The following is a 20,834-nucleotide window of genomic DNA, read 5'->3' on the forward strand; positions in this document are numbered from 1 at the left end:
ATTCTATTCTATGGTAGATTATTTGTGAATTGGGAGTGATTAGATGTTAAAAAGAGAGCGCTTACTAACAATTAGTGAGATGGTGAATAAAAAAGGAATTTTAACGGTCAGTGAGATCATCGAACAATTGAATGTCTCTGATATGACCGTTCGTCGAGATTTGGATGAGCTAGAAAAGTCAGGAAAATTATTGCGTATCCATGGCGGGGCTCAAAGTCTTACCTATACCCTCGACCAAGAATTATCACATACAGAAAAATCAGTCATGCAAATCAAAGAAAAGCAACAGATTGCAGCAACTGCTGCACAGTTGATCAATGAAGGCGATACAGTCTTTTTGGGCCCAGGAACGACGATCGAGTTATTAGCTTCTCACTTGATCCACAGAAAATTGCGGATCATTACGAATAATTATGCCGTTTTTGAAGTGTTAGCCCAAGCAGAAGTTCCCGAAATTTTGTTGATCGGTGGCGATTTTCGAAAAAACACTGGTGCATTTGTCGGCCCCATCACCAACGATAACCTCAGAAAACTGAAGTTCACCAAATCTTTTATCAGCGCTAACGGTGTGCATAATGAAGCAATCTCAACCTATAGTACTGAAGAAGGCGAAGCCCAACAAATTGCATTGAACCATTCGAAAAATAAATACTTATTAGTGGATCACCAAAAATTTAATCGCGATGACTTTTATATCTTTTATCAATTACATGATTTCGATTTATTGATTACTGATCCACACATCAAGTCACATGTGAAAGATCATTATTCGCAATATGTCCAAATAAAATTAGCGGAATCGCTAGAAAATGAACTTTAGGAGTGAACGTATGAAAGGAATTATTTTTGATTTTAACGGGACGATGTTCCAAGACTCCCATTTACATGAAGCGGCTTGGGTCCAAATGATCCATCATTATTCTAAAAAAGAGCTTTCTGATGAAGACATTGTTAAAAATATCCATGGACGTACCAATAGCGAGATATTGAATTATTTTATCTCACCTACTTTATCTAAGGAAGAAGTCGAGAAACTATCAAACGAGAAAGAGGCATATTATCGCACTCTTTGCTTAGAAAAACCGGATGATTTAGTGCTTACGCAGGGATTGATCGGTACTTTGGATATATTGAAAGAGGAGGATATCCCGATCACCATCGCTACAGCGACAGTCAAAGAAAACGTTGAATTTTATTTCGAGATTTTCGATTTAGCGCGATGGTTTGAATTTGACCAAGTCGTTTACGATGATAATACTTTTCCAGGTAAACCACAACCTGATATCTTTATCAAAGCTGCCCAAAAATTGGCTCTTGAACCAAAAGACTGCTTGGTCATTGAAGATGCTTATTCTGGACTTTTAGCAGCCAAGCGTGCAAATATCGGTACGATCATCGCCATTGATCCATTTGGAAAAAATCGCCAGTTATTCTCCGATCAAGAACTAAGAAAAGATGGTGTGATAGAGAATTTTGATGATTTCTATCTCAATTTCTTCTCCACTGCAACTTCATCAAAAAAAAGATAGACGTATGATCGTCTATCTTTTTTTGTATTTATTTACGTTTTTTTCCGCCAAACGCATCTTTTACTTTATCAAAAAAACCATCTTCTTGTTGCTCTTGAACATGCATGCCGCCTGCTTTAGCAAACGCACGTAAAGCTTCACGCTGTTCCTCATTGAGGTTTTTAGGTGTGATCAATTTCACACGTACATGTTGGTCCCCTGTAGAACCACCACGTAAACGCGGCGCTCCTTTGCCACGTAAACGGAAGTTCGTTCCCGTTTGCGTACCAGCAGGGATTTTCAATTTGACATCCCCATGAACAGTTGGCACTTGTACTTCATCGCCTAATGCCGCTTGCACGAAGCTTAATGGTAACTCATAATAGATCTCTGAGCCATCGCGATCGAAGATATCACTTTCTTCTACTCGGAAGACCACATATAGATCTCCGAATGGGCCTCCATTTTCGCCTGCTTCACCTTGTCCTGCTAAGCGCATTTGTTGTCCTTCTTCCACACCGGCTGGTACATTCACTTTGACCGTATGTGCTTTCTTCTCATGACCAGAGCCATGACAAGTTGGACATGGTTCTTTGATCTCTTTCCCAGTGCCTCGACACACATCACAAGTTTGGCGGCTCATCACACGACCAAGTGGCGTTTGACGTTCCACATTGATCGTTCCAGAACCATGACATTTATGACAAGTCGTCGGTTGTGTTCCTGGTTTTGCACCATTTCCGCTACACGTGTGACATATTTCTTCACGGTTGTATTTGATTTCTTTTTCTACCCCAAAGATTGCTTCTTCGAAGGATAAATTGACTGTATATTGTAGATCTGATCCTTGACGAGGGGCATTTGGATCAACAGATCTTCCACCACCGCCAAAAAACGAATCAAAAATATCTTCAAATCCACCAAAGCCAGCTCCACCACCGGAGAAGCCGCCAAAGCCACCAAAGCCGCCGCCACCTGCGCCATAATTAGGATCAGTTCCGGCATGTCCGTATTGATCGTAAGCCGCACGTTTTTGTGGATCACTTAAAATCTCATAAGCCTCGGAAACTTCTTTGAATTTTTCATCAGCATCAGGCTCTTTATTGATATCTGGATGGTATTTCTTTGATAACTTTCGATAAGCTTTTTTTATTTCGTCTTCTGAAGCTCCCTTTGACAGCCCCAAGACTTCGTAATAATCACGTTTTGTTGCCATAGGCTTTCCTCCTATTGGTTCTCTTCATTTCCACGTCGTTTGTTATCATATCACACTTTGATCGAAACAAAAACCGGAAATTTCGAAGTATCGACTAAAGAAGAAAAAATCGATCATTGATTTCTATGGCATGAAGAAAAGAAAACATTTCTCTTCTTGATCCAAAGAAAAATCATAATTGATGACTTGTTTCTTTACACTAGCGATGCTTCTAAACTCTATAAAATAAAGTGATACAAGATTATTCCCTCGGAAATAAGCCGAAGAATCGCGAAAATATGAGAAGCTATTTTCGAATTCTTCGGCTTATTCTAAGCGGGACTTGATCTCTTTAAGTGAAACTAAATGAACTGATTATTTTTTGTCGTCATCGACTTCTTCAAAATCAGCATCTACGACATCATCCGCTCCGCCTTGGGCAGCTTCAGGATTTTCTTGAGCTTGTTGTTGTGCCGCTTGTTCATATAATTTAACTGTCAAGTTTTGCACGATTTCGTTCAACGCATCACGTTTTGTTTTCATTTCTTCGATGTTGTTTGCTTCTACTGCAGCTTTCAACTCGTCACGAGCTGCCTCAGCTTTTTTCACTTCTTCTTCGTCAACTTTACCTTCTAATTCTTTCAAGGTTTTATCAACTGAGAATAGCAATGCATCGACATCGTTACGTAGATCCACTTCTTCTTTACGTGCTTTATCTGCTTCTGCATTAGATTCAGCATCTTTCACCATGCGTTCGATTTCTTCGTCTGTTAGACCTGAAGAAGATTTGATCGTGATTTTTTGTTCTTTTTGTGTACCTAGATCTTTAGCAGATACATTTACGATACCATTTTTATCAATATCGAATGTTACTTCGATTTGAGGGATACCGCGTGGTGCAGCTGGAATATCTGTCAATTGGAAGCGACCTAATGTTTTATTGTCCGCAGCCATTGGGCGTTCCCCTTGTAATACATGGATATCTACCGCAGGTTGGTTATCCGCAGCTGTTGAGAATACTTGTGATTTACTTGTTGGGATTGTTGTATTACGATCGATCAATTTTGTAAATACGCCACCCATCGTTTCGATACCTAATGATAATGGTGTTACGTCTAGTAAAACAACGTCTTTTACATCACCAGTGATCACGCCACCTTGGATTGCCGCACCCATCGCTACAACTTCATCTGGGTTTACTGATTTGTTTGGTTCTTTTCCTGTTTCTTTTCTTACAGCTTCAACAACCGCAGGAATACGCGTTGAACCACCGACTAAAATCACTTCATCGATTTCTGATTGTGACAAACCAGCATCTTTCAATGCTTGACGTACAGGAACTTTCGTACGTTCCACTAAGTCAGCTGTCAATTCATCAAATTTTGCACGAGTCAATGTCATTTCTAAGTGCAATGGACCAGCATCGCCAGCTGTGATAAATGGCAAGCTGATTTGAGTGCTTGAAACACCTGAAAGATCTTTTTTCGCTTTTTCAGCAGCGTCTTTCAAACGTTGTAAAGCCATTTTATCTTGACCTAAGTCAATGCCATTTTCTTTTTTGAATTCAGCAACCATATGATCAATGATTTTGTTATCAAAGTCATCTCCACCTAAATGGTTGTCTCCAGCAGTAGATAATACGTCGAATACGCCATCACCTAATTCAAGGATCGATACGTCGAATGTACCACCACCAAGGTCAAATACTAAGATTTTTTCATCGCGATCTGTTTTGTCTAAACCATAAGCTAGCGCTGCCGCTGTCGGTTCATTGACGATACGCTCTACTTCTAAACCTGCAATTTTACCAGCATCTTTAGTTGCTTGACGTTGTGCGTCGTTGAAGTATGCAGGAACAGTGATAACTGCTTTTTCTACTTTTTCGCCTAAATAATCTTCTGCGAATCCTTTGATGTATTGTAAGATCATTGCAGAGATTTCTTGTGGTGTATATGATTTACCTTCAACATCCACTTTATAACCAGCTTCACCAATATGGCGTTTGATGGAAGAAATCGTATTAGGGTTTGTTACTGCTTGACGTTTTGCTACTTCCCCTACTTGGATCTCACCATTTTTAAATGACACAACAGAAGGTGTTGTACGGTTTCCTTCTGGGTTTGCAATGATTTTTGCTTCATTTCCTTCTAATACAGCTACTGCTGAGTTTGTAGTACCTAAGTCAATTCCGATAATTTTACTCATAATCAACGTCTCCTTATCTTATTACTAAGTTGTTTGTTTCTATTCCATCATGACTTTATTGCGCAACGATAACCATTGTCGGTCTCAATACGCGGTCATGTAATTTATAGCCTTCTTGTAACACTTCAACGATCGTATCAGCAGGTAATTCATCTGTTGCTGACACGGTCTGAACTGCTTGATGCAATGTCGGATCAAAAGGTTCACCTTTTGCAGGGATTTTTTCGATTCCCTCTTCCTTCAATGCATGTTTCAAACTTTCAAGAACCATCTCGACACCTTTTTTCAAACTTGCACCTTGCTCATCAGATACTTCTGTTGCTAAAGCACGTTCTAAGTTGTCGATCGAAGGTAATAATTTTTTGGCTAAATCTTGTGAACGATATTTTTGCAATTGCTCTCGTTCGTTTTTACCACGATTTGCCATATTAGCGATTTCTGCTCTCGCACGCAAAAACTTGTCTTCCATTTCATCAAATTCAGCTTGGAGATTTGCAAGTTCATTTGCTTCTTCTTCCACTTCTGAAACTTCTACTTCTTCCGTTTCTGGATCTAGCTGCGTATCATTCAATTCCTGATCTAATTCTTCATGGTTTTCTTTCATGATGCAGTCTTCCTTTCATTATTCAGTCAGATGCTTGATCGCTCAAATCGAAAAAACGATCAGTCACTTTTGTGATTGTTTAAAAATCCGAGCGATCAAGTGTGCGATAATAATCAGCGAGTTTGTGCGCCAATTCTTTTCGATAGACATCGACAAGGCCTAACATTTTGGAATATGGCATACTAGTTGGTCCTAGCAATGCAATGGTTCCACGTCCATGGCCGACGATTTCATAACTCGCTTGGATCATACTCATATTTTGCAATAGGTCATTGCCTATTTCCGAACCGATTTTGATATGTATCTTGCTATCCATCGGTACGATCATCTGTGTCAGTTCATAGGAATCTGTCATAAATGAAAACATTGACTTGAACTGATCCACATCTTGCAACGGTTCATAATCCAATAAGTTCATTTGGCCACTCACATAAACTTTATCTTCAAACGCATGACTCAATACCGTATCAAAGAGATTTGACATCCCTTCCGTTGTTTGAAAATATTTATGCAAGATCATTGGGATCTCCGTGCGTAATTTGTTGTATACCGTCACTAACGGATCTCCTACCAAACGGTCATTGACAATACGAACCATTTTTTCTAAGTCCTGACTACCTAAGTTTTCAGGAAGAGTAAAAACCTGACTTTCAACGTTCCCATTATCAGTCACCACGATCGCAATCACCTGACGACTGTTCAATGGCACGATGCGAAAACCGGTCAAACGGCGATCTTTAATCTCGGGTCCTAACGAAAAAGTAGTGTAACTAGTCAACTCAGATAAAATCTCAGCTGATTGTTTGATGATTTCGTTGATTTCATGGAATTCCTTGTTTAAAGACTGTCGAATTTGGTGCAAATCATCATTTGCTACACGAGCAGGTCGTAACAGATGATCCACATAATAACGATAACCTAGCGCAGACGGTATACGTCCAGAAGAAGAATGTGTCTTTAAAAGTAGACCTTCATCCTCTAAAGCTTTCATATCATTACGGATCGTCGCTGGACTTGCCTCGACTCCTTCCGCCATTAACGTTTTGGAACCAACGGGCACCCCACTACTCGTATAGTTTTGGATGATCAGACGTAAAATATCACTTTGTCGCTGTGTTAACATCTTTCTCACCTCTCATTAGCACTCTTAGCTTCTAAGTGCTAACCCACTTATAAATATAGCAAGAAGACTAAAAAGTGTCAAGGAAAAGAACCCACTTTTTTAGCACTCTGCCACCGAGAGTGCTAATCAATCGTCAACTTGCTTAAAATACCGTCATATCAGTCTTTTAATCATAAAAAAATTGATCAAATTGTTTTTTTATTTCGTTGTTATAAAAAATTTAAACAATCATTCAGTCGTTTATCAAGTCCTTATCCAATAAAAACCGTTCGAAGACATTATTTCCCAAAAAAGTTCCTTTTTGTGTCAAATATACTCGGTCTTCTTCATTCACTAACAACTCTTCTGCTACTAACTCATCCAGGACAGATTGATACAACGATTCAATCGATCGACCATAACGCTGTAAAAAGTGTTGCTTCTCAATGCCCACCTTTTTTCTTAAACCAAGAAACATCTCTTCCTCAATTTGATTTTTACGAGATAACTCTTCACGTTCTAATACCGGTAGCTCACCTTCACGTAACGGACGCAAATAATGTTGGATCGGACCTTTATTTCGATATCGCGTATGATCCAAATAGCCACTTGCCCCTGCGCCAAAACCGAAATAGTGATCATTATTCCAATACATCAAATTGTGTTGCGATTCATGACCAGCTAAACCAAAGTTACTGATCTCATATTGATGACGTTGGTGTTTTTCCATCGCCGCAATCGTTTCTTCAAACATCCGTGTCTCCGTCTCTTGATCTGGCAATTGCAACCGACCTTGTCGAACCCAATTCATAAACATCGTTTTATTCTCTAAAATCAATGAATAAAGAGAATAATGAGGTAAGTCTAAGGCTAATGCCCGCTCCAAAGTATCAAGATAGCCTTCTAACGTCTGCCCAGGTAACGCATAGATCAAATCAATGCTGACATTTGAAAAATTTTCCGCCTCTAAAAATCGCATTGTTTCATAGACATCTTCCGCCGTATGTTTTCGACCAATTTTCTTTAATAAGCGATTATCAAAGGTCTGGACCCCCATCGATAAACGATTGACCCCATAATTCTTCATTACTTGTAGCTTTTCCCTGGTCAAATCACCAGGATTCGCTTCCACCGTAAACTCTTTTCCTTCATTAAAAGGTAAGATCTCTCTGGCACCAGACAATAGTCGATCGAGCTGCTTAGCCGATAAAGAAGTCGGCGTTCCACCACCAACATACAGCGTCTCCAATTCATTCATCGGACGACGCTCCATCATGATCGCCATTTCCTTTAGTAGCATTTCGACATACTCATCCACTGGTTGACCTTCTAGAAACACTTTATTAAAGTCACAGTAATAACAGATATGTTCGCAAAACGGGATATGGATATAAGCAGAAAGCTTATGTTCTGCGGATTTGTTTGTTTCTTTCATTGTTTTTTCTTTCTCCTTACGTCAAAAAGTCGTACCGCTTTTCGACCACTCTTTAAACGGTGTTCAAGTGCCAACTCCTTGAAATAAGCCAGCAATTTTCAAAACATGAAAAGCTGTTTTAAAAATTGCTTTCTTATTGTCATCGGAGCTAACCGGCACTTTCACGACCTCTTATATACGCATACTAAACGTATTTAACAAACAAATCCACTAAAAAATCCAAGAATCGGTTTCTTGGATTAGTTTTTCTTTAGTTGTATTGGAGACTTGTTTGTAAATTTCCAGTGTGGTTTTCATGTTGGCGTGCCCTACACGTTCTAGAATGTATGCGTTTCGTGTTATAGTAAGTTTCAATCTATTTAAATATCTCCATTTGAGCCTGATCAATATCTCTAAATTGAGCATCATTGATCAGCTCTCTTTTTATCGTTTTGTAAAAAGATTCCATTAAGGCATTATCATAAGGGTTTCCTTTTCGGCTCATACTAGAGCGTGCTTCTTTTTTTCTTAACACCGATTGGAATTTAGCGCTTGTTTATTGTGAGCCTTAATCAGTGTGAATAATAACCCCTGGTCCAGGCTGCTCTTTTCCAAATGCTTGAAGAAAAGAGTCCACAACTAATTGACCTTTCATTCTAGGTGACATAGACCACCCAACAATTTTTCTCGTACAGATATCAATAAATATAGATAAATAAAGCGTTCCTTCTTTCAGAGTGATATAGGTAATGTCTCTTAACCAAATTTTATATTTTCTGTGGCCTTGAACCTTTGTTGATTAACAAAATTGGGTTGTGAAAGTGGCTCGCACTACATAATTTTCCTCTGCAAAAAAGCATAATCAGGCTCTCTGCGATGTTGATCATAAAAGATATAAAAAGTAGTTTCTGCCTTACGTATTTTTGCTCTTAATAATGCTTTTATTTTTTCTGAATCAAAATCTACAAAAGACAATTCACATAACACATGCTGGATCATTTCTTTGTAACGACCCATATATTCGCCAAATTTGATTGGTTTTCCAAGTTGTTCAAATTTCATAATACAATACTTTTCTGTTGCGCATACTTATCGTCATGGAATATTTAGATACAATATATTCAAACCATGTTATTATATAATTTGAGGAGAGTGAAATAATGAAAAAAATATTTGGTTGTTATTACTTGTATCAACGATTACTTTATTTGCTGGTTGTTCTAATCAAAGTACCGAGCCAACCACAAAAAAAGTTAGTTCTACAACGAGTAGTACGGTTGAACAAACAAAAATATCAAGCAGTGAACCAACTTCTGAATCATTATTAAAAGAATATCCTGCAAGTGAATGGCATCCTGGAAAAATGGATATTCAAGGTATGATTAATGCTACTCAAGGCAACGAAACTAAAGCTTTGCAGGATGCCTCTATGGTTGCAGAATTGAGTTTATCACCTTATTTTTCTGATAATACTGACAAAGCTGAAATTGAGTTAACTAAAACAGGAGATAACTTCTATAGTCTAAGCATTACTAATAATTATTTAGAGAGTGAACAAGATTTAGAACGTTTTAAAAAGAACTCAGAGCTTTTGATGGCACAACAACCAGTAAATAAATCAATTAATCTGTATATATTTACTGGAACAGGAATGGGACTGAGTCGCCAAGTGGTTACTAGTTATCAATTAAAAGATGATGGTACTATCGCAAAAATTTAGACTAAAGTTAATGAATAGTTTTGCAGACTTCTTTGATCAGCAAAATATAATTGACGATAGAATAATCTATGTTTTTTCTGAAAATGGTAAATATGTATATTTAAAGGATTTCATTATTATTATACAAACTAGTAACATACCTGGTTAATTCCTTATTTATTTCATCCCAACCAATTGCATTAATTGATAATTTAAATATCATAAAATCCACTTTTTCCTTTGACTCATATGAAAGATGGAATCAAAGTTCTCCAATCACAATATCTATAAATAAAGCAGAAAATTCTGAATCTGTAAACTATGGTAAGGAAAATCTAAAATCAATTGAAAGCTCATTTCTAATAGAGGTTGATACAATGGAATTTTCTAAAAGAGCTATACTATCAAGGAGACATATTGATGGATTTACAAAATTTGAAATTTCTCTAAAAAAATTTTGAAATAAAAGTTTTAAACGACAGTCTACTTCCTTTTTAAAGATTTTAAAGATAGTTTACTTAAAATCAATAATTTTTATTCAATTTTTTTTGGGACGAAAACTAAATTATAGATATTTAAAAATATTTACAGATTCACAAGAAATTATCTTACCCACGGAGATTCAGTAAGTAAATATGAATTAGCCATTACCAATCCAATAGAATTATATATGTAACTCTAAAATTACAATGTATCTTAGATATTCTTATGCTAAAACAATTAGATTTCGACGAATTAACAATTATAAAAAATATTTCTAGATACGATGTTCCTTATCAGAATCTTTTCTATCATAATAATTCTATCCTACCGTAAAAATTTTATACTCTCTTTTTCATAAATAATCGGGCTTACAACCGATTATTTATGAAAATAAACATAATACACTTTATGCTGAATATAAATTGTAATCAAAGAGAAATAATATCAATTAAATACTAATTAAAACGTATTAGTATTAAGATAAATGCTAATGTAAAAAAAACTATATAAACATAAAACCTATATTTTGTTAAATAATCTTGTGTTTTCATATAATCTGATCTTGACAAACTTTTCCCAAGGTTTTGTCGTACTAATTTTTTTATTCTCCATAAAAAGCTAATGCCTATACTAAAACACAACAGACTTAAGAAACATAAGCCTATTCGGATCGCGAAATATATCAATTTAACCTACCTACATCCTTTTCAATATGTACTGTTAAAGGCTTATTCCAAAAGATAACTATTATTTTTCTGACGATTCTAGCTATACCTTCTGCAATAATTCTCTTTACCATAGTTCATAGTAGTACCAAGAAAATTTTAATTACAAAAAAATTATTAATCTTTAGAACTTTTTTTACATAATATACAAAAAATCATAAACCTTTAAGCCACACGTTTAATATAACCTAATAACATAGTTATTATTCAAACTAATCATAAAAACTTATTTTGAACGCATAAACGTTAAATTTATCTCAATCAAGTATGATAAAATCAGCAAAACAAAAAAAGCCATACACATATTTCTTGGATGACTTCAGTATCCAATCCATTTTACCCTAACCAACTAATCCTTTCTGTCTTTTATTCGCTTCATCTGTTACATATTTCATTCCAGCATAAAATTCTTTCGCTATGACAATCTCTACTAAATCCACAATACTTTTATTTTACATTTCTTGTACCTTTTCCTTTTCACTTTATAAGTGTATTTTTATTTAACTGATTGATAAACTACTTAGGCAAAATAAAAATCAGTTGAACATCCTCCGTCTTTATACTATGTCTATAAAAAGAAGGAATGTTCAACCAACCTTGTTTTTTGGTGCGAAAAATAGAAGAGATATAAGTAATTTCATGCATCTGTTCTTTTGTCGAAATCACCTATTTAGCCAAGCTCATTAACACCGCCTTTTCAATCGAAAATTAAGCGGTAAAAACTTGGTATTTCTGATAAAATGACTACTTGTAAATCTTTATCGAGCGAAAATATTTCTAACTCTTTCGACTTTGGCTAGAAAATGATATGCCAAGAAGTTTCAACTGGTTTTTGAATCGCTTGAACTTTTTATATTATTGAAACATGACTGTCACATTTGCAACCACACGCACTGTTCGTCCATTTGGATATGAAAGCATTAGCTCTAGCTTATGTTGACCAACTTTTGATAGAACTTCAGGATTCAAAATAGTGATTTCAGGACGATCGTTTTCTTCTATATGGGTTTGCTCAACAAAATCAAATGGATCATAAGATTCACCTAAAATAATCTCAACCGTCCGACCAACAGGAAATGCATCTTGTATTGGTATTTGCGTTTCTTTATATTGATCATACATTGTAGAATCGATCAAACTTCTCCAATCCTTTGGCATTTTGTCATACTCTGCTGAGGTCCAATACTCAACATTTAATTGACGATCAGATGTGTCATCACGTGTATTGCCAGAAACATATGTTGACTCTCCTTTAAAACCTTCAGAAGCTTGATTCATGATCAATAGCTCTCTCCGGCGGTTGGCTGGAATATTGTGATAATTGATAAATTTATTATCAATAAATACCCCATTGTATACGTTATCCTTTCCAGTATGCCGATTATACTCTATCCCAATCGCGTATTTATCCTGCCACTCTTTAAAATCAAACACGTTATTTGCTACGAACCAATTCGATAACTCAGCTACTTGACCTTGAGCAAAACTATCTCCTAATCCAAATTCTGGTGTTTCATACATGATAATACCGGTATTACGTAGATAATTATTCATGATCGTGATGTTACGTCCTGATTTGAATTTAAATCCACCATAAGGTCCATTGTGCAATCCACGAACGTGATTGCCTACAACCTGTACATTCTGTGATCCTCTTAGATAGATGGCATGATCACCTACCACACCATATCGATCCTCGTTCTCGTACATCTGCTGGAAGAAATTATTTTTTATCAAAACATTCTTCGAATTACTATATGAATTGACACCACAAGAAAGATAGTTTTGTTCGTTATGTTCAAGAGACATTTGCTCAGACTCCAATGCAGATTGTAGACGATTGATGGTTTTGATAATCTCAGGATTGCTAAAGCTCTTGATTGCTTCTAACTCATTGATCCGTAATCCAAATAGATTATCTGTAATCTGTACATTTTCCATATACTCATATCTTCCAACCGTCGAAAAACCACCAATATAGATTGCCCGATTTTCTGTATCTGGCGTGGCATGTTCATGATCTCTCATAAATATATTATTTTGCATAGTTGCCCCATTGGATGTCTGTAGGTTGATCGGATATAAAGAGACAGGATGATAAAACACATTATCATTGATGGTAATGTTATTTGCTAAACGTGTAAAAATTCCTACTCCATCGAAAAACAATGAATGAATCTCAATATTGTAGCTTGTCTGGTAATTTTCATCTGACAAATAAACGTTTTGTCCTGTTTCATTTTTCAGTATCGTTGGATTCTCTTCTTCTCCTTTGATCTTAAGACCGCTTCTTAACACTACATTTTTGTTGATAATATACGTACCAGCTGGAATATATAACTGTTTTGTTAAAGAATTGGCATGATCAATAATCGCTTGTAATTGATTTGACTGATCTTCTAAACTCTCACGTCGCAGCGCGTGCTCTCCAAAAATCGTCGCATCTGTTGCATCTAACCATTCGGGGTGCTGAGCCGAAAAAGTTTTTTGGCCCTCTAACTCATTCGTTGCTTCTGCGTTTATATTTGCTGGTATGCTTATTACAAACAGAACCAGAAAACATAACATCATTTTTAGTTGTAGTTTGTTCATTTGTCTCTCCATTCTTTTTAGCTGTGATTAGCTATCGTTCTAAACAGGAAGTATTCTTTTATTTTTGATGTTAGATACCTTTTGTTTTAAGACACTATAAAATAACGAACGATATCCATTTGTAGATTAGCAGATAAATAAATAGTTTGGCACTCAATAATTTCATTCACAGGTGAAATTATTGAGTTCTTTCACAAAAAAAATAGTTGAGCAACAGTTTTACCTAAAAAGACCCGACTAAATTTCTCTAGTCGGGTAACAGTCCTATTCCTTATAAATTATCACTTGAAACTTGATAATCCTTTTCTATTTTCTTTATCAATCATCGAGGTTATCTTAAACTCTTTTTCACTATACACCCGATGCATCGTCCACTGATCAATGAATGGTACCGCTAGATTCATGACAACAATCGCTACGCCGATCCCCACTGGCAAATCTAAGACGATTCTTAAAACAGCACATAGTAAACCACAGCCGATAGCGAAATAATACTTCCCTTTATCGGTTGCAGGTGAAGTCGTATAGTCTGTTACCATGAAAACAGCTGCCATGATCAATGCTCCACTAAGCAAATGAGCTGTAGCAAAGCTAAAATTAAACCCACTATAAATTAAAATCGCTAGATAGAAAGAGCTTAGGGTCAACAGAGGAACGAATGGATGGATGATTTTTCGCACGATCAAATAGCCCCCTGCAATCAATAAGAGCAGTTTACTTGTTTCCCCCATTGGACCGCCTAGATCAATCCCTAAGAAAAGTTTCCACCATTCAGGTGTGGTCGCGCTGATTTCTCGAGAAAAATGAGCAAGTGCCACAAGTGGCGTCACAGTAGTGATCACATCTGGTCCTGGTGCGATCCAATTGGTGATCCAAGGAGATAAAAAGAGCTTTAGAAGGACTCGTGCTGCTACTGCGGGATTGATCCAGTTCCTTCCTAACCCGCCTCCTAGATGCTTTACAAGGACGATAGCAATAAAGTCTCCGACAAGCACTGTCCATAATGGTGTACTAGTAGGTAATGTCAAAGCTAACAGCCAACCTGTGATCACAGCAGTCAAATCATTGACCGTGATCGGTTGTTTACTTACTTTTTGGATAACCCCTTCAAGTAATACACATGTGAGGATACTGGTAATGATCATCACTAACGAACGCCAACCAAAAAAGTAAGTAGCACCAATCGTTGGAAATATAAGGGCAATCAATACTTGTTTCATTTTCCATTGGCTTGTCCAATCATTACGGATATGCGGACCATTGATCGTTCCGTTTCCTAGATATTTCGTACTCATCCTTTTGCCTCCATGATCTGATTTTTTACTGCTCTGATATCTTTTAATAAATTGATTTTTGAAGGACAGATAAATGAACAAGCACCACATTCTAAACAATTCAACGCGCCTAACTGTTCGGCTGTCTGAAGATCCTGATGACGGTACGCTTGACTGATCAAGATCGGATGTAGACCGATTGGGCACGCATTCACACACTCGCTACATTTGATACACTTTTGTTCCTTGGGGATCATTGTCTCTGCTGCAGACAATGCTAAAATCAAATTAGTCGTTTTTGTGACTGGTTCATCTAATGACTGGATAAGTTTCCCCATCATCGGTCCACCATTCAATACCTTAAGAGGTGACGACACAAATCCACCACAAGCATCAATCAATTCCTCTACTGGTGTGCCAATTCGTACTCGTAGATTTTTTCCTTCTTTGATCGGTGTACCTGAAACTGTTACTACCCGTTCGAAGGATGCGACCTGCTTCAACGCAGCACTAAAAATACTATGTATCGTCGCTACATTCAAGGTGATCACTCCGACATCAAAAGGGAGCTTGCCTTTAGGTATTTCTTGAGATAATACATGCTTGATCACTAATTTTTCCGCACCTTGAGCATATAGATCCCTAGAATATGTAACTGGATTCTTGGATCAATCAGATGTTTATGTAAATGTTCAATCACTTGTACAGATGATTTTTCGATCGCAATCCTTGCTTTGGGGATTTGATAAGTATCCAAAATCATTTGTTCAGTATCTTCAATCAATAATCTTCTATCACTAGTAATGGATGGTTCACATTCTGCTGCGTTAATGATCAAGGTATGGATCTTTTGTTCTTCTTTAGGTAGTAGCTTTAAGTCAGTTGGAAAACCAGCGCCTCCCATCCCTACAATTCCTGCATTCGCGACGATATTATGTAAAACTTTGTTTTTTGTATGTAATAATTCCATACGGTCAGAAAAGTCATTTTCTATAATGACCACTTCAGTCGACCGATGATTGACCATGCGGTTCTCGATTTTTTTTACGACTCCTGCCACTGAACTATGTACATTGGCAGATATTGGTCCATCTTTTTCTCCGATGAGTGTCCCAATTGCCACTTTATCGCCTACTTCAACAACGACTTTAGCAGGTTTTCCAAGATGCATAGACATTGGTAAAATAATTTTCTTTGGTGGCGTTAGTTTCTCGATGGCTTGTTGTGCTGTATGTTTGTTTTTATCAAGATAGACGCCATTCAACCTTTTTTTACTATTAATTTCATTTTCATTCTCCTAACGATAGATAAAAAAGTAATAAATCAAACCGATAGCTACTAAAACTAATTGCAAACCTAATCCGATCCATTCATATTTTTTTCGATAACTAATTTTTTTCATTTCTCCCCCTAGAATAACAATTATTTTTTATATAAAACAGTTGTTTTATTACTCGAATGAATATGAACAAAATAGTATATATTCGCCCAAATTCTACTAAAGAAAATGATTTATAAGTGAAATATTTTACTATTTCCGTTTATATCAAAGTAAATAAAATAACTGTTTTTCACAAATATAATAACATTATATAACGTAATATAAAAGATTAATTTATAAAAATTTTTATCTTATCTTTTTTACTAAATGACAATAACAAAAAAACTAACTCATGTGTTGCTTTGAGTTAGAATTTTTTATTGATTTGCTTGCGAGAAATAATTTGAAGGGTTACCTTTTTGCCAGATCCTGATTACCGAAAATTATTTCGTGGAACGTGACATTCTATCCTGTAACAATTTGCTTACTAATAGTTACTCCACCGCTTGTTTTTCACATTTTGATGATAAGGACTTTGTTCAAACAACACCTTCCCATGTGAGAAATACAATTCAGCGTCTAAACATTGCTTGTCGTTAAGTAAATCAGTTATGACATTCGCTAATTCAATTACCGCAATTCGATCAAACGCGGTGATCATCGACTGTCCAATGGCTAAATTATCTAAAACAATACTTCTATAGTCGGATAATGTGGGACAAAACGTTTCAACAAAAGAATCGATTGAACTAACTGAACGGTTCAATAAAAAATGCATAGGATGGCTATTCATATGTTTCAAAAGATATTTTTTATTATTCGTTAAATCAAGTTGATTAGCAATACAAACATCGATTTCATTTGTCAAAGATAGTTCTCTTGTGACTTTACCTGTGATGGTATCGTCAATTTGGATGAACGTTACTTTTTGATGAGAATGTCCAGTATCGACTATCCGATCAATCACTTTTGTTACGCCGTTGATAAATGTATCTGAACCTACTGTATAGTCACCACTTGGATAATCAAGATAGTTGGATACTGGTACAGTGATTACTGAAAGTCCATGGCTACGTAGCTCATTTGCAAATACAACACTCGAAGTCCCACCTAATAATACGAAGGAGTCGTAATTTGCCTCTTTGATCAATTGAATAAATTGATAGTTTACATGGTTAGTTTCTGAACATAAATAGGAACAATCAAATAAATGCCAATTATTTATATTTTGATCCAACTTTGTTTGGATATATTGTTCTTCAGAAAAATTGATTGCGAATAATTCGATTTCTTGTTCAGGTATGGAAAGCACAAGCTGTTCCACTAATCGCTCTCCCCCTTTTACATAGCCTTCTATTGATAAAATCCCAACTTTTTTCGCCATATTCTTTTCCCCTCACTGTATTCTTTCATTGAATTTCTATACTAAGTTAGTTCCAAGAGCTATCTTCCTCAGTCAGTAGTAATTTCTCATGCCGATCAAATAAATAGCAGCCCTATGTAATCGGTATCATTTAATCGTAAAAGTTTTCGAAAAGTCACTTAATTTTGTGATTTCCATAGGATAAACATAGTATCTTTCCGCTGTTTTCTATTTAAGTAAAATATACCATATTTATTCCAATATAGCATAGAGGTTTTTTTATTGGTAGAAAAAAGTATAGGAATACTAAAATAATAGTAGCAATTGCGACAGAACAAATTATGATATTTTTGTCTCACGGCAACACCTAGAAAGCGAGAAAGACAAAGACATTTCTTTTATTGGTGATCATCGAATCAGGCTTTGGATCTGTCATCAACAAAAAAATAGACCGCAAGTGTGACTTGCAGTCTATTTTTAACGTTCGATAACTCAAAATAAAACAGCTTTAAACTTATTGTACCTCCAGCTGTAACATGTATATTTTATTCGTAGCAACAATTAGAGCTGTTTCATGTTGAATGATCCAACATAGAGTTAGATAATGTGCTTTTCATTTAACAAACAATCGATCGCTTCGACAAATCAGTTAAAAAATTTTCAATAAATAAATCTGTTCCTTCTTTTGTCAGTTCATTCGCGTGACTAAACTTTTCTTTTACTTTTAATTTGATTTCTTTGATGGTCTGTTCCTTTGTCAGAAGATCGAAGATATATGTCGCTACTTCATTCTCCAGTAGAAAGATTCCCTCATCTGATGACAAGTAGATTGTATTTCCTAATTTTTCATAAGCGATCGCTTTGTTTAACTTCATTTCTTTTTCTTCCTTTCCTATAACTCCATAACCAATAGTTCTACTATTGATTGTCTTCTTTTAACAGCAATTCTTCGAAATTGATGGTGTTCTGAATATTACTTCACTTGGACTGCCTTTTCAAAAGCATTAACCGTATTACTTGTTCTTATTCCTTATTCCAAAGATAAGAGTTCCTTTATTCTTGGCGGGTGATCGATTCTTGCATTTACTTTACATCGTAAAATAATCAAATGCGAATAAGTAGTAGTTTTCATCTCAAAATGGTATGTATACACATAAGATTCACTATATAGATAAGGTTTATCCTTCTTATCTGATCTTGGTCATCGTTAACTTACAATTGATTATTGTGAGGCAAATCATAGACGAAATCATTTGCCTCACAATATGGGGATTTTTAGGAAACTAAAGTTAGTCTGTACAAAAAAGGGGAGTTTTTTAGTGTACTAACTTCGTTTCTACCATAAAAAAGAACGGTGTAAGCTTTGGTCCATTTGCTAATCATCTAGAACAACTACATGACTTCACTTTGGTATACGGTCATTTAATGTGCTTAGAGACTCTTCACAGATCCTTTGAGCTAACTATCACTGTCCTCCTCTCTAGTATTTAGGAAAAAATTTCACTTTTTTTCCTAACATTAGTATAACGCGATTAATGTAAAAGTCAATATCTTTGTTAGGAAAAGTTAGGAATAAGTTTATTTTTATTAAACAGCTTATTCGTACTGTTTTCATGGATTGCAGGATTTTAGACACTGAATTAAGAAGTAACTAGCTATCCTATATTGAAACACTCACAAATTTTAGAGAATGTTTTAGAAAAGGTTTAGGCGGATTGTTTACAGACTTGATATTTACCTTATCGATATTTTGCAAAAGTTTAAAAACATAACAATAATCTTCAAAAATTATGGTTTTAATGCTTTATATTGAGTATAATAATTTGAAAGATATCCTTATTTTTTCTCTATTTATTTATTATTTTACGCTATATTTATATAATTGATAGGCAAATCATAATAGCAAAAATCATTTACCTAACTCGTAAATGGTACTAGTTATTTGTTTCTATCATTCAAGAAAACGGAGGAAGGAAAACTGATGAAGAATTATTATTCAGTCAATGAAGTTGCAGAGATTCTAGGAGTAACTACTCGTTCTGTACGAAATTATCTACGCGAGGGAAAACTACAGGGGATAAAGGTTGGAGGAAAATGGAAATTCTCAGAAGAAAATCTGTCAGAGTTTCTACAGTTCTCTCTTAAAAACAAACCAAGCTTCGTAGGAACTGACCAACCAATAAATAGTGCAGTAGTCCTAAAATTCTACCTTCAGTACGAAACGTTGGAGTCATTGCACCAATTTAGAGATTGTATGATCAGCTATCATCAAGATGTTTATTCAAATAAAGAAGATCGTTACTTTTTTTATAATGTCTTAGATGATACCTGCGCGGAATTTATCATTAGCGGGAATTTTAACTATGTTCAAAGTTTTGGTACTTGGTTTAATGAAGCTGTTTTAAAACGAACGGATATCTCATTGACCGCACCAAAATAAAGCAGTGTAAGACATTTTTGTTAGTCGATGTCTTACATTGCTTTATTTTTTAAATCAGCACAGTAATCATACTACCCCCGACAATCAAGGCTAACCCGATCAACGTGTATCTTAATTCTTTTTTGCTCTTCTTTTCGTGCAAAATAACCATACCACCTAATGTTGAGATCACTACGTTCAGTTGTGTGATGATATAGGCAGTAGCTACTCCATTGGCACTAGCTGAAAATATATAAGCAAATGCGGCTAAACTAAAAATGACTCCGACGATCGTCGCTTTCCAACTTTTTCCATCTCCGTACGCTTTTGGTTGCTTCAAGACGACGTAAATAGCCGCTGCTAAGAAAACACCTAACATTTGTGGAAAGAAGATAGCTACACCATCTGCATTGACTAATTTAGGTAATGCACTGTACACCCAATAACCAATACTCGTAGAAGCAAGAATCGAAATTCCTTTAGTTATTCCACCTTGTTTACTTCCCCTATCAGTTACTGCTGTTAGTGCAGAACCAATCACTAGCAAGACGATCGCTACTCCACCAATCACTTTCCCTGTTGTTCCTGACCATTCGCCAAAAGCAAAAACACCAATGAGTGACGTTCCAACAAGCTGCATCGCAGTGGAAATAGGCATTGTTTTGGATACGCCGATCAAATTGAACGTCGTATATTGTCCGATTTGGCCAATGACCCAAAACGCCCCAGATAAAAGACTGATCAAAAATGTAGTAATCGAAATACCACCGGGTGACATGAACAATTGAACAACTAGACCAACGAGTAATGCCCCAATACCTGTACCCAATATTTCATTGGTGGGACGTCCACCGATTTTTTTCAAAACCAGTGGTTGGATTCCCCAGCCAATCGCTGGTATTAATGCAATTAAGATTCCCATCAATCAAT

At 35.9% G+C, this 20,834-nt stretch carries 17 protein-coding genes and 1 pseudogene; 4 read left to right on the forward strand and 14 right to left on the reverse strand.

What is annotated here, in order from left to right:
* Positions 1-43: 43 nt before the first annotated feature.
* Together IGJ95_RS08325 and IGJ95_RS08330 are read left to right on the forward strand one after the other, a co-directional pair.
* Positions 44-820, forward strand: coding sequence for a DeoR/GlpR family DNA-binding transcription regulator (locus tag IGJ95_RS08325; protein WP_023519826.1), 777 nt, complete (start codon positions 44-46; stop codon positions 818-820).
* 10 nt (positions 821-830) lie between these two features.
* The gene (locus tag IGJ95_RS08330; RefSeq protein WP_023519827.1) at positions 831-1,529 is read left to right on the forward strand and encodes an HAD family hydrolase; all 699 of its coding nucleotides are present in this window, start codon (positions 831-833) and stop codon (positions 1,527-1,529) included.
* A gap of 28 nt (positions 1,530-1,557) precedes the next feature.
* Here IGJ95_RS08330 and dnaJ read toward each other — a convergent pair whose 3' ends face one another.
* From dnaJ to IGJ95_RS08365, 7 genes and pseudogenes are all read right to left on the reverse strand, one after another.
* Positions 1,558-2,724: a molecular chaperone DnaJ gene (gene dnaJ / locus IGJ95_RS08335; protein WP_010735219.1), complete on the reverse strand. Its 1,167-nt coding sequence runs from the start codon at positions 2,722-2,724 to the stop codon at positions 1,558-1,560.
* A 354-nt stretch (positions 2,725-3,078) separates the two neighbouring features.
* Positions 3,079-4,908, reverse strand: a complete 1,830-nt coding sequence (gene dnaK, locus IGJ95_RS08340; protein ID WP_010735218.1) for a molecular chaperone DnaK — start codon at positions 4,906-4,908, stop codon at positions 3,079-3,081.
* 55 nt (positions 4,909-4,963) lie between these two features.
* Positions 4,964-5,512: a nucleotide exchange factor GrpE gene (gene grpE, locus IGJ95_RS08345; RefSeq protein ID WP_153829756.1), complete on the reverse strand. Its 549-nt coding sequence runs from the start codon at positions 5,510-5,512 to the stop codon at positions 4,964-4,966.
* A 79-nt stretch (positions 5,513-5,591) separates the two neighbouring features.
* Positions 5,592-6,635, reverse strand: coding sequence for a heat-inducible transcriptional repressor HrcA (gene hrcA, locus IGJ95_RS08350; protein WP_023519830.1), 1,044 nt, complete (start codon positions 6,633-6,635; stop codon positions 5,592-5,594).
* A 232-nt stretch (positions 6,636-6,867) separates the two neighbouring features.
* Complete coding sequence (gene hemW, locus IGJ95_RS08355; protein WP_153829755.1) at positions 6,868-8,049, reverse strand: radical SAM family heme chaperone HemW; 1,182 nt, start codon at positions 8,047-8,049, stop codon at positions 6,868-6,870.
* Positions 8,050-8,407: 358 nt separating this feature from the next.
* Positions 8,408-8,850, reverse strand: a pseudogene (locus IGJ95_RS08360) (IS3 family transposase); the annotation flags it as partial.
* Positions 8,851-8,859: 9 nt separating this feature from the next.
* Positions 8,860-9,090 carry a hypothetical protein gene (locus tag IGJ95_RS08365; protein WP_023519833.1) on the reverse strand — a complete coding sequence of 77 codons (231 nt, stop codon included), beginning with the start codon at positions 9,088-9,090 and terminating at the stop codon, positions 8,860-8,862.
* A gap of 115 nt (positions 9,091-9,205) precedes the next feature.
* Here IGJ95_RS08365 and IGJ95_RS08370 point away from each other — a divergent pair, with 115 nt between their 5' ends.
* Entirely contained in the window at positions 9,206-9,748 is a 543-nt protein-coding gene (locus tag IGJ95_RS08370) for a hypothetical protein (protein WP_041684224.1), read from the forward strand.
* A gap of 2,042 nt (positions 9,749-11,790) precedes the next feature.
* Here IGJ95_RS08370 and IGJ95_RS08375 read toward each other — a convergent pair.
* From IGJ95_RS08375 to IGJ95_RS08400, 6 genes are all read right to left on the reverse strand, one after another.
* Positions 11,791-13,527, reverse strand: coding sequence for a glycosyl hydrolase family 28-related protein (locus IGJ95_RS08375; protein ID WP_194179790.1), 1,737 nt, complete (start codon positions 13,525-13,527; stop codon positions 11,791-11,793).
* A 281-nt stretch (positions 13,528-13,808) separates the two neighbouring features.
* Positions 13,809-14,822, reverse strand: coding sequence for an RnfABCDGE type electron transport complex subunit D (locus tag IGJ95_RS08380; protein ID WP_438761714.1), 1,014 nt, complete (start codon positions 14,820-14,822; stop codon positions 13,809-13,811).
* Positions 14,819-15,412 carry an SLBB domain-containing protein gene (locus IGJ95_RS08385; protein WP_438761716.1) on the reverse strand — a complete coding sequence of 198 codons (594 nt, stop codon included), beginning with the start codon at positions 15,410-15,412 and terminating at the stop codon, positions 14,819-14,821. Before IGJ95_RS08385 ends, IGJ95_RS08380 begins: the two co-directional genes overlap by 4 nt.
* On the reverse strand, positions 15,412-16,065 hold the full coding sequence (locus IGJ95_RS08390; protein WP_228760881.1) for a hypothetical protein: 654 nt from the start codon (positions 16,063-16,065) through the stop codon (positions 15,412-15,414). The genes IGJ95_RS08385 and IGJ95_RS08390 overlap by 1 nt, the downstream gene beginning before the upstream one ends.
* A 544-nt stretch (positions 16,066-16,609) precedes the next feature.
* On the reverse strand, positions 16,610-17,506 hold the full coding sequence (locus IGJ95_RS08395) for a 6-phosphofructokinase (protein WP_153829752.1): 897 nt from the start codon (positions 17,504-17,506) through the stop codon (positions 16,610-16,612).
* A 596-nt stretch (positions 17,507-18,102) separates the two neighbouring features.
* On the reverse strand, positions 18,103-18,360 hold the full coding sequence (locus IGJ95_RS08400; protein WP_023519839.1) for a hypothetical protein: 258 nt from the start codon (positions 18,358-18,360) through the stop codon (positions 18,103-18,105).
* A 1,106-nt stretch (positions 18,361-19,466) separates the two neighbouring features.
* Here IGJ95_RS08400 and IGJ95_RS08405 point away from each other — a divergent pair.
* Complete coding sequence (locus IGJ95_RS08405; protein ID WP_023519840.1) at positions 19,467-19,925, forward strand: helix-turn-helix domain-containing protein; 459 nt, start codon at positions 19,467-19,469, stop codon at positions 19,923-19,925.
* Between the two features lie 49 nt (positions 19,926-19,974).
* Here IGJ95_RS08405 and IGJ95_RS08410 read toward each other — a convergent pair whose 3' ends face one another.
* Entirely contained in the window at positions 19,975-20,826 is an 852-nt protein-coding gene (locus IGJ95_RS08410; RefSeq protein WP_023519841.1) for a GRP family sugar transporter, read from the reverse strand.
* Positions 20,827-20,834 lie beyond the last annotated feature (8 nt).

The sequence above is a fragment of the Enterococcus sp. AZ156 genome (assembly GCF_051714165.1).
GTDB lineage: Bacteria > Bacillota > Bacilli > Lactobacillales > Enterococcaceae > Enterococcus_B > Enterococcus_B pernyi.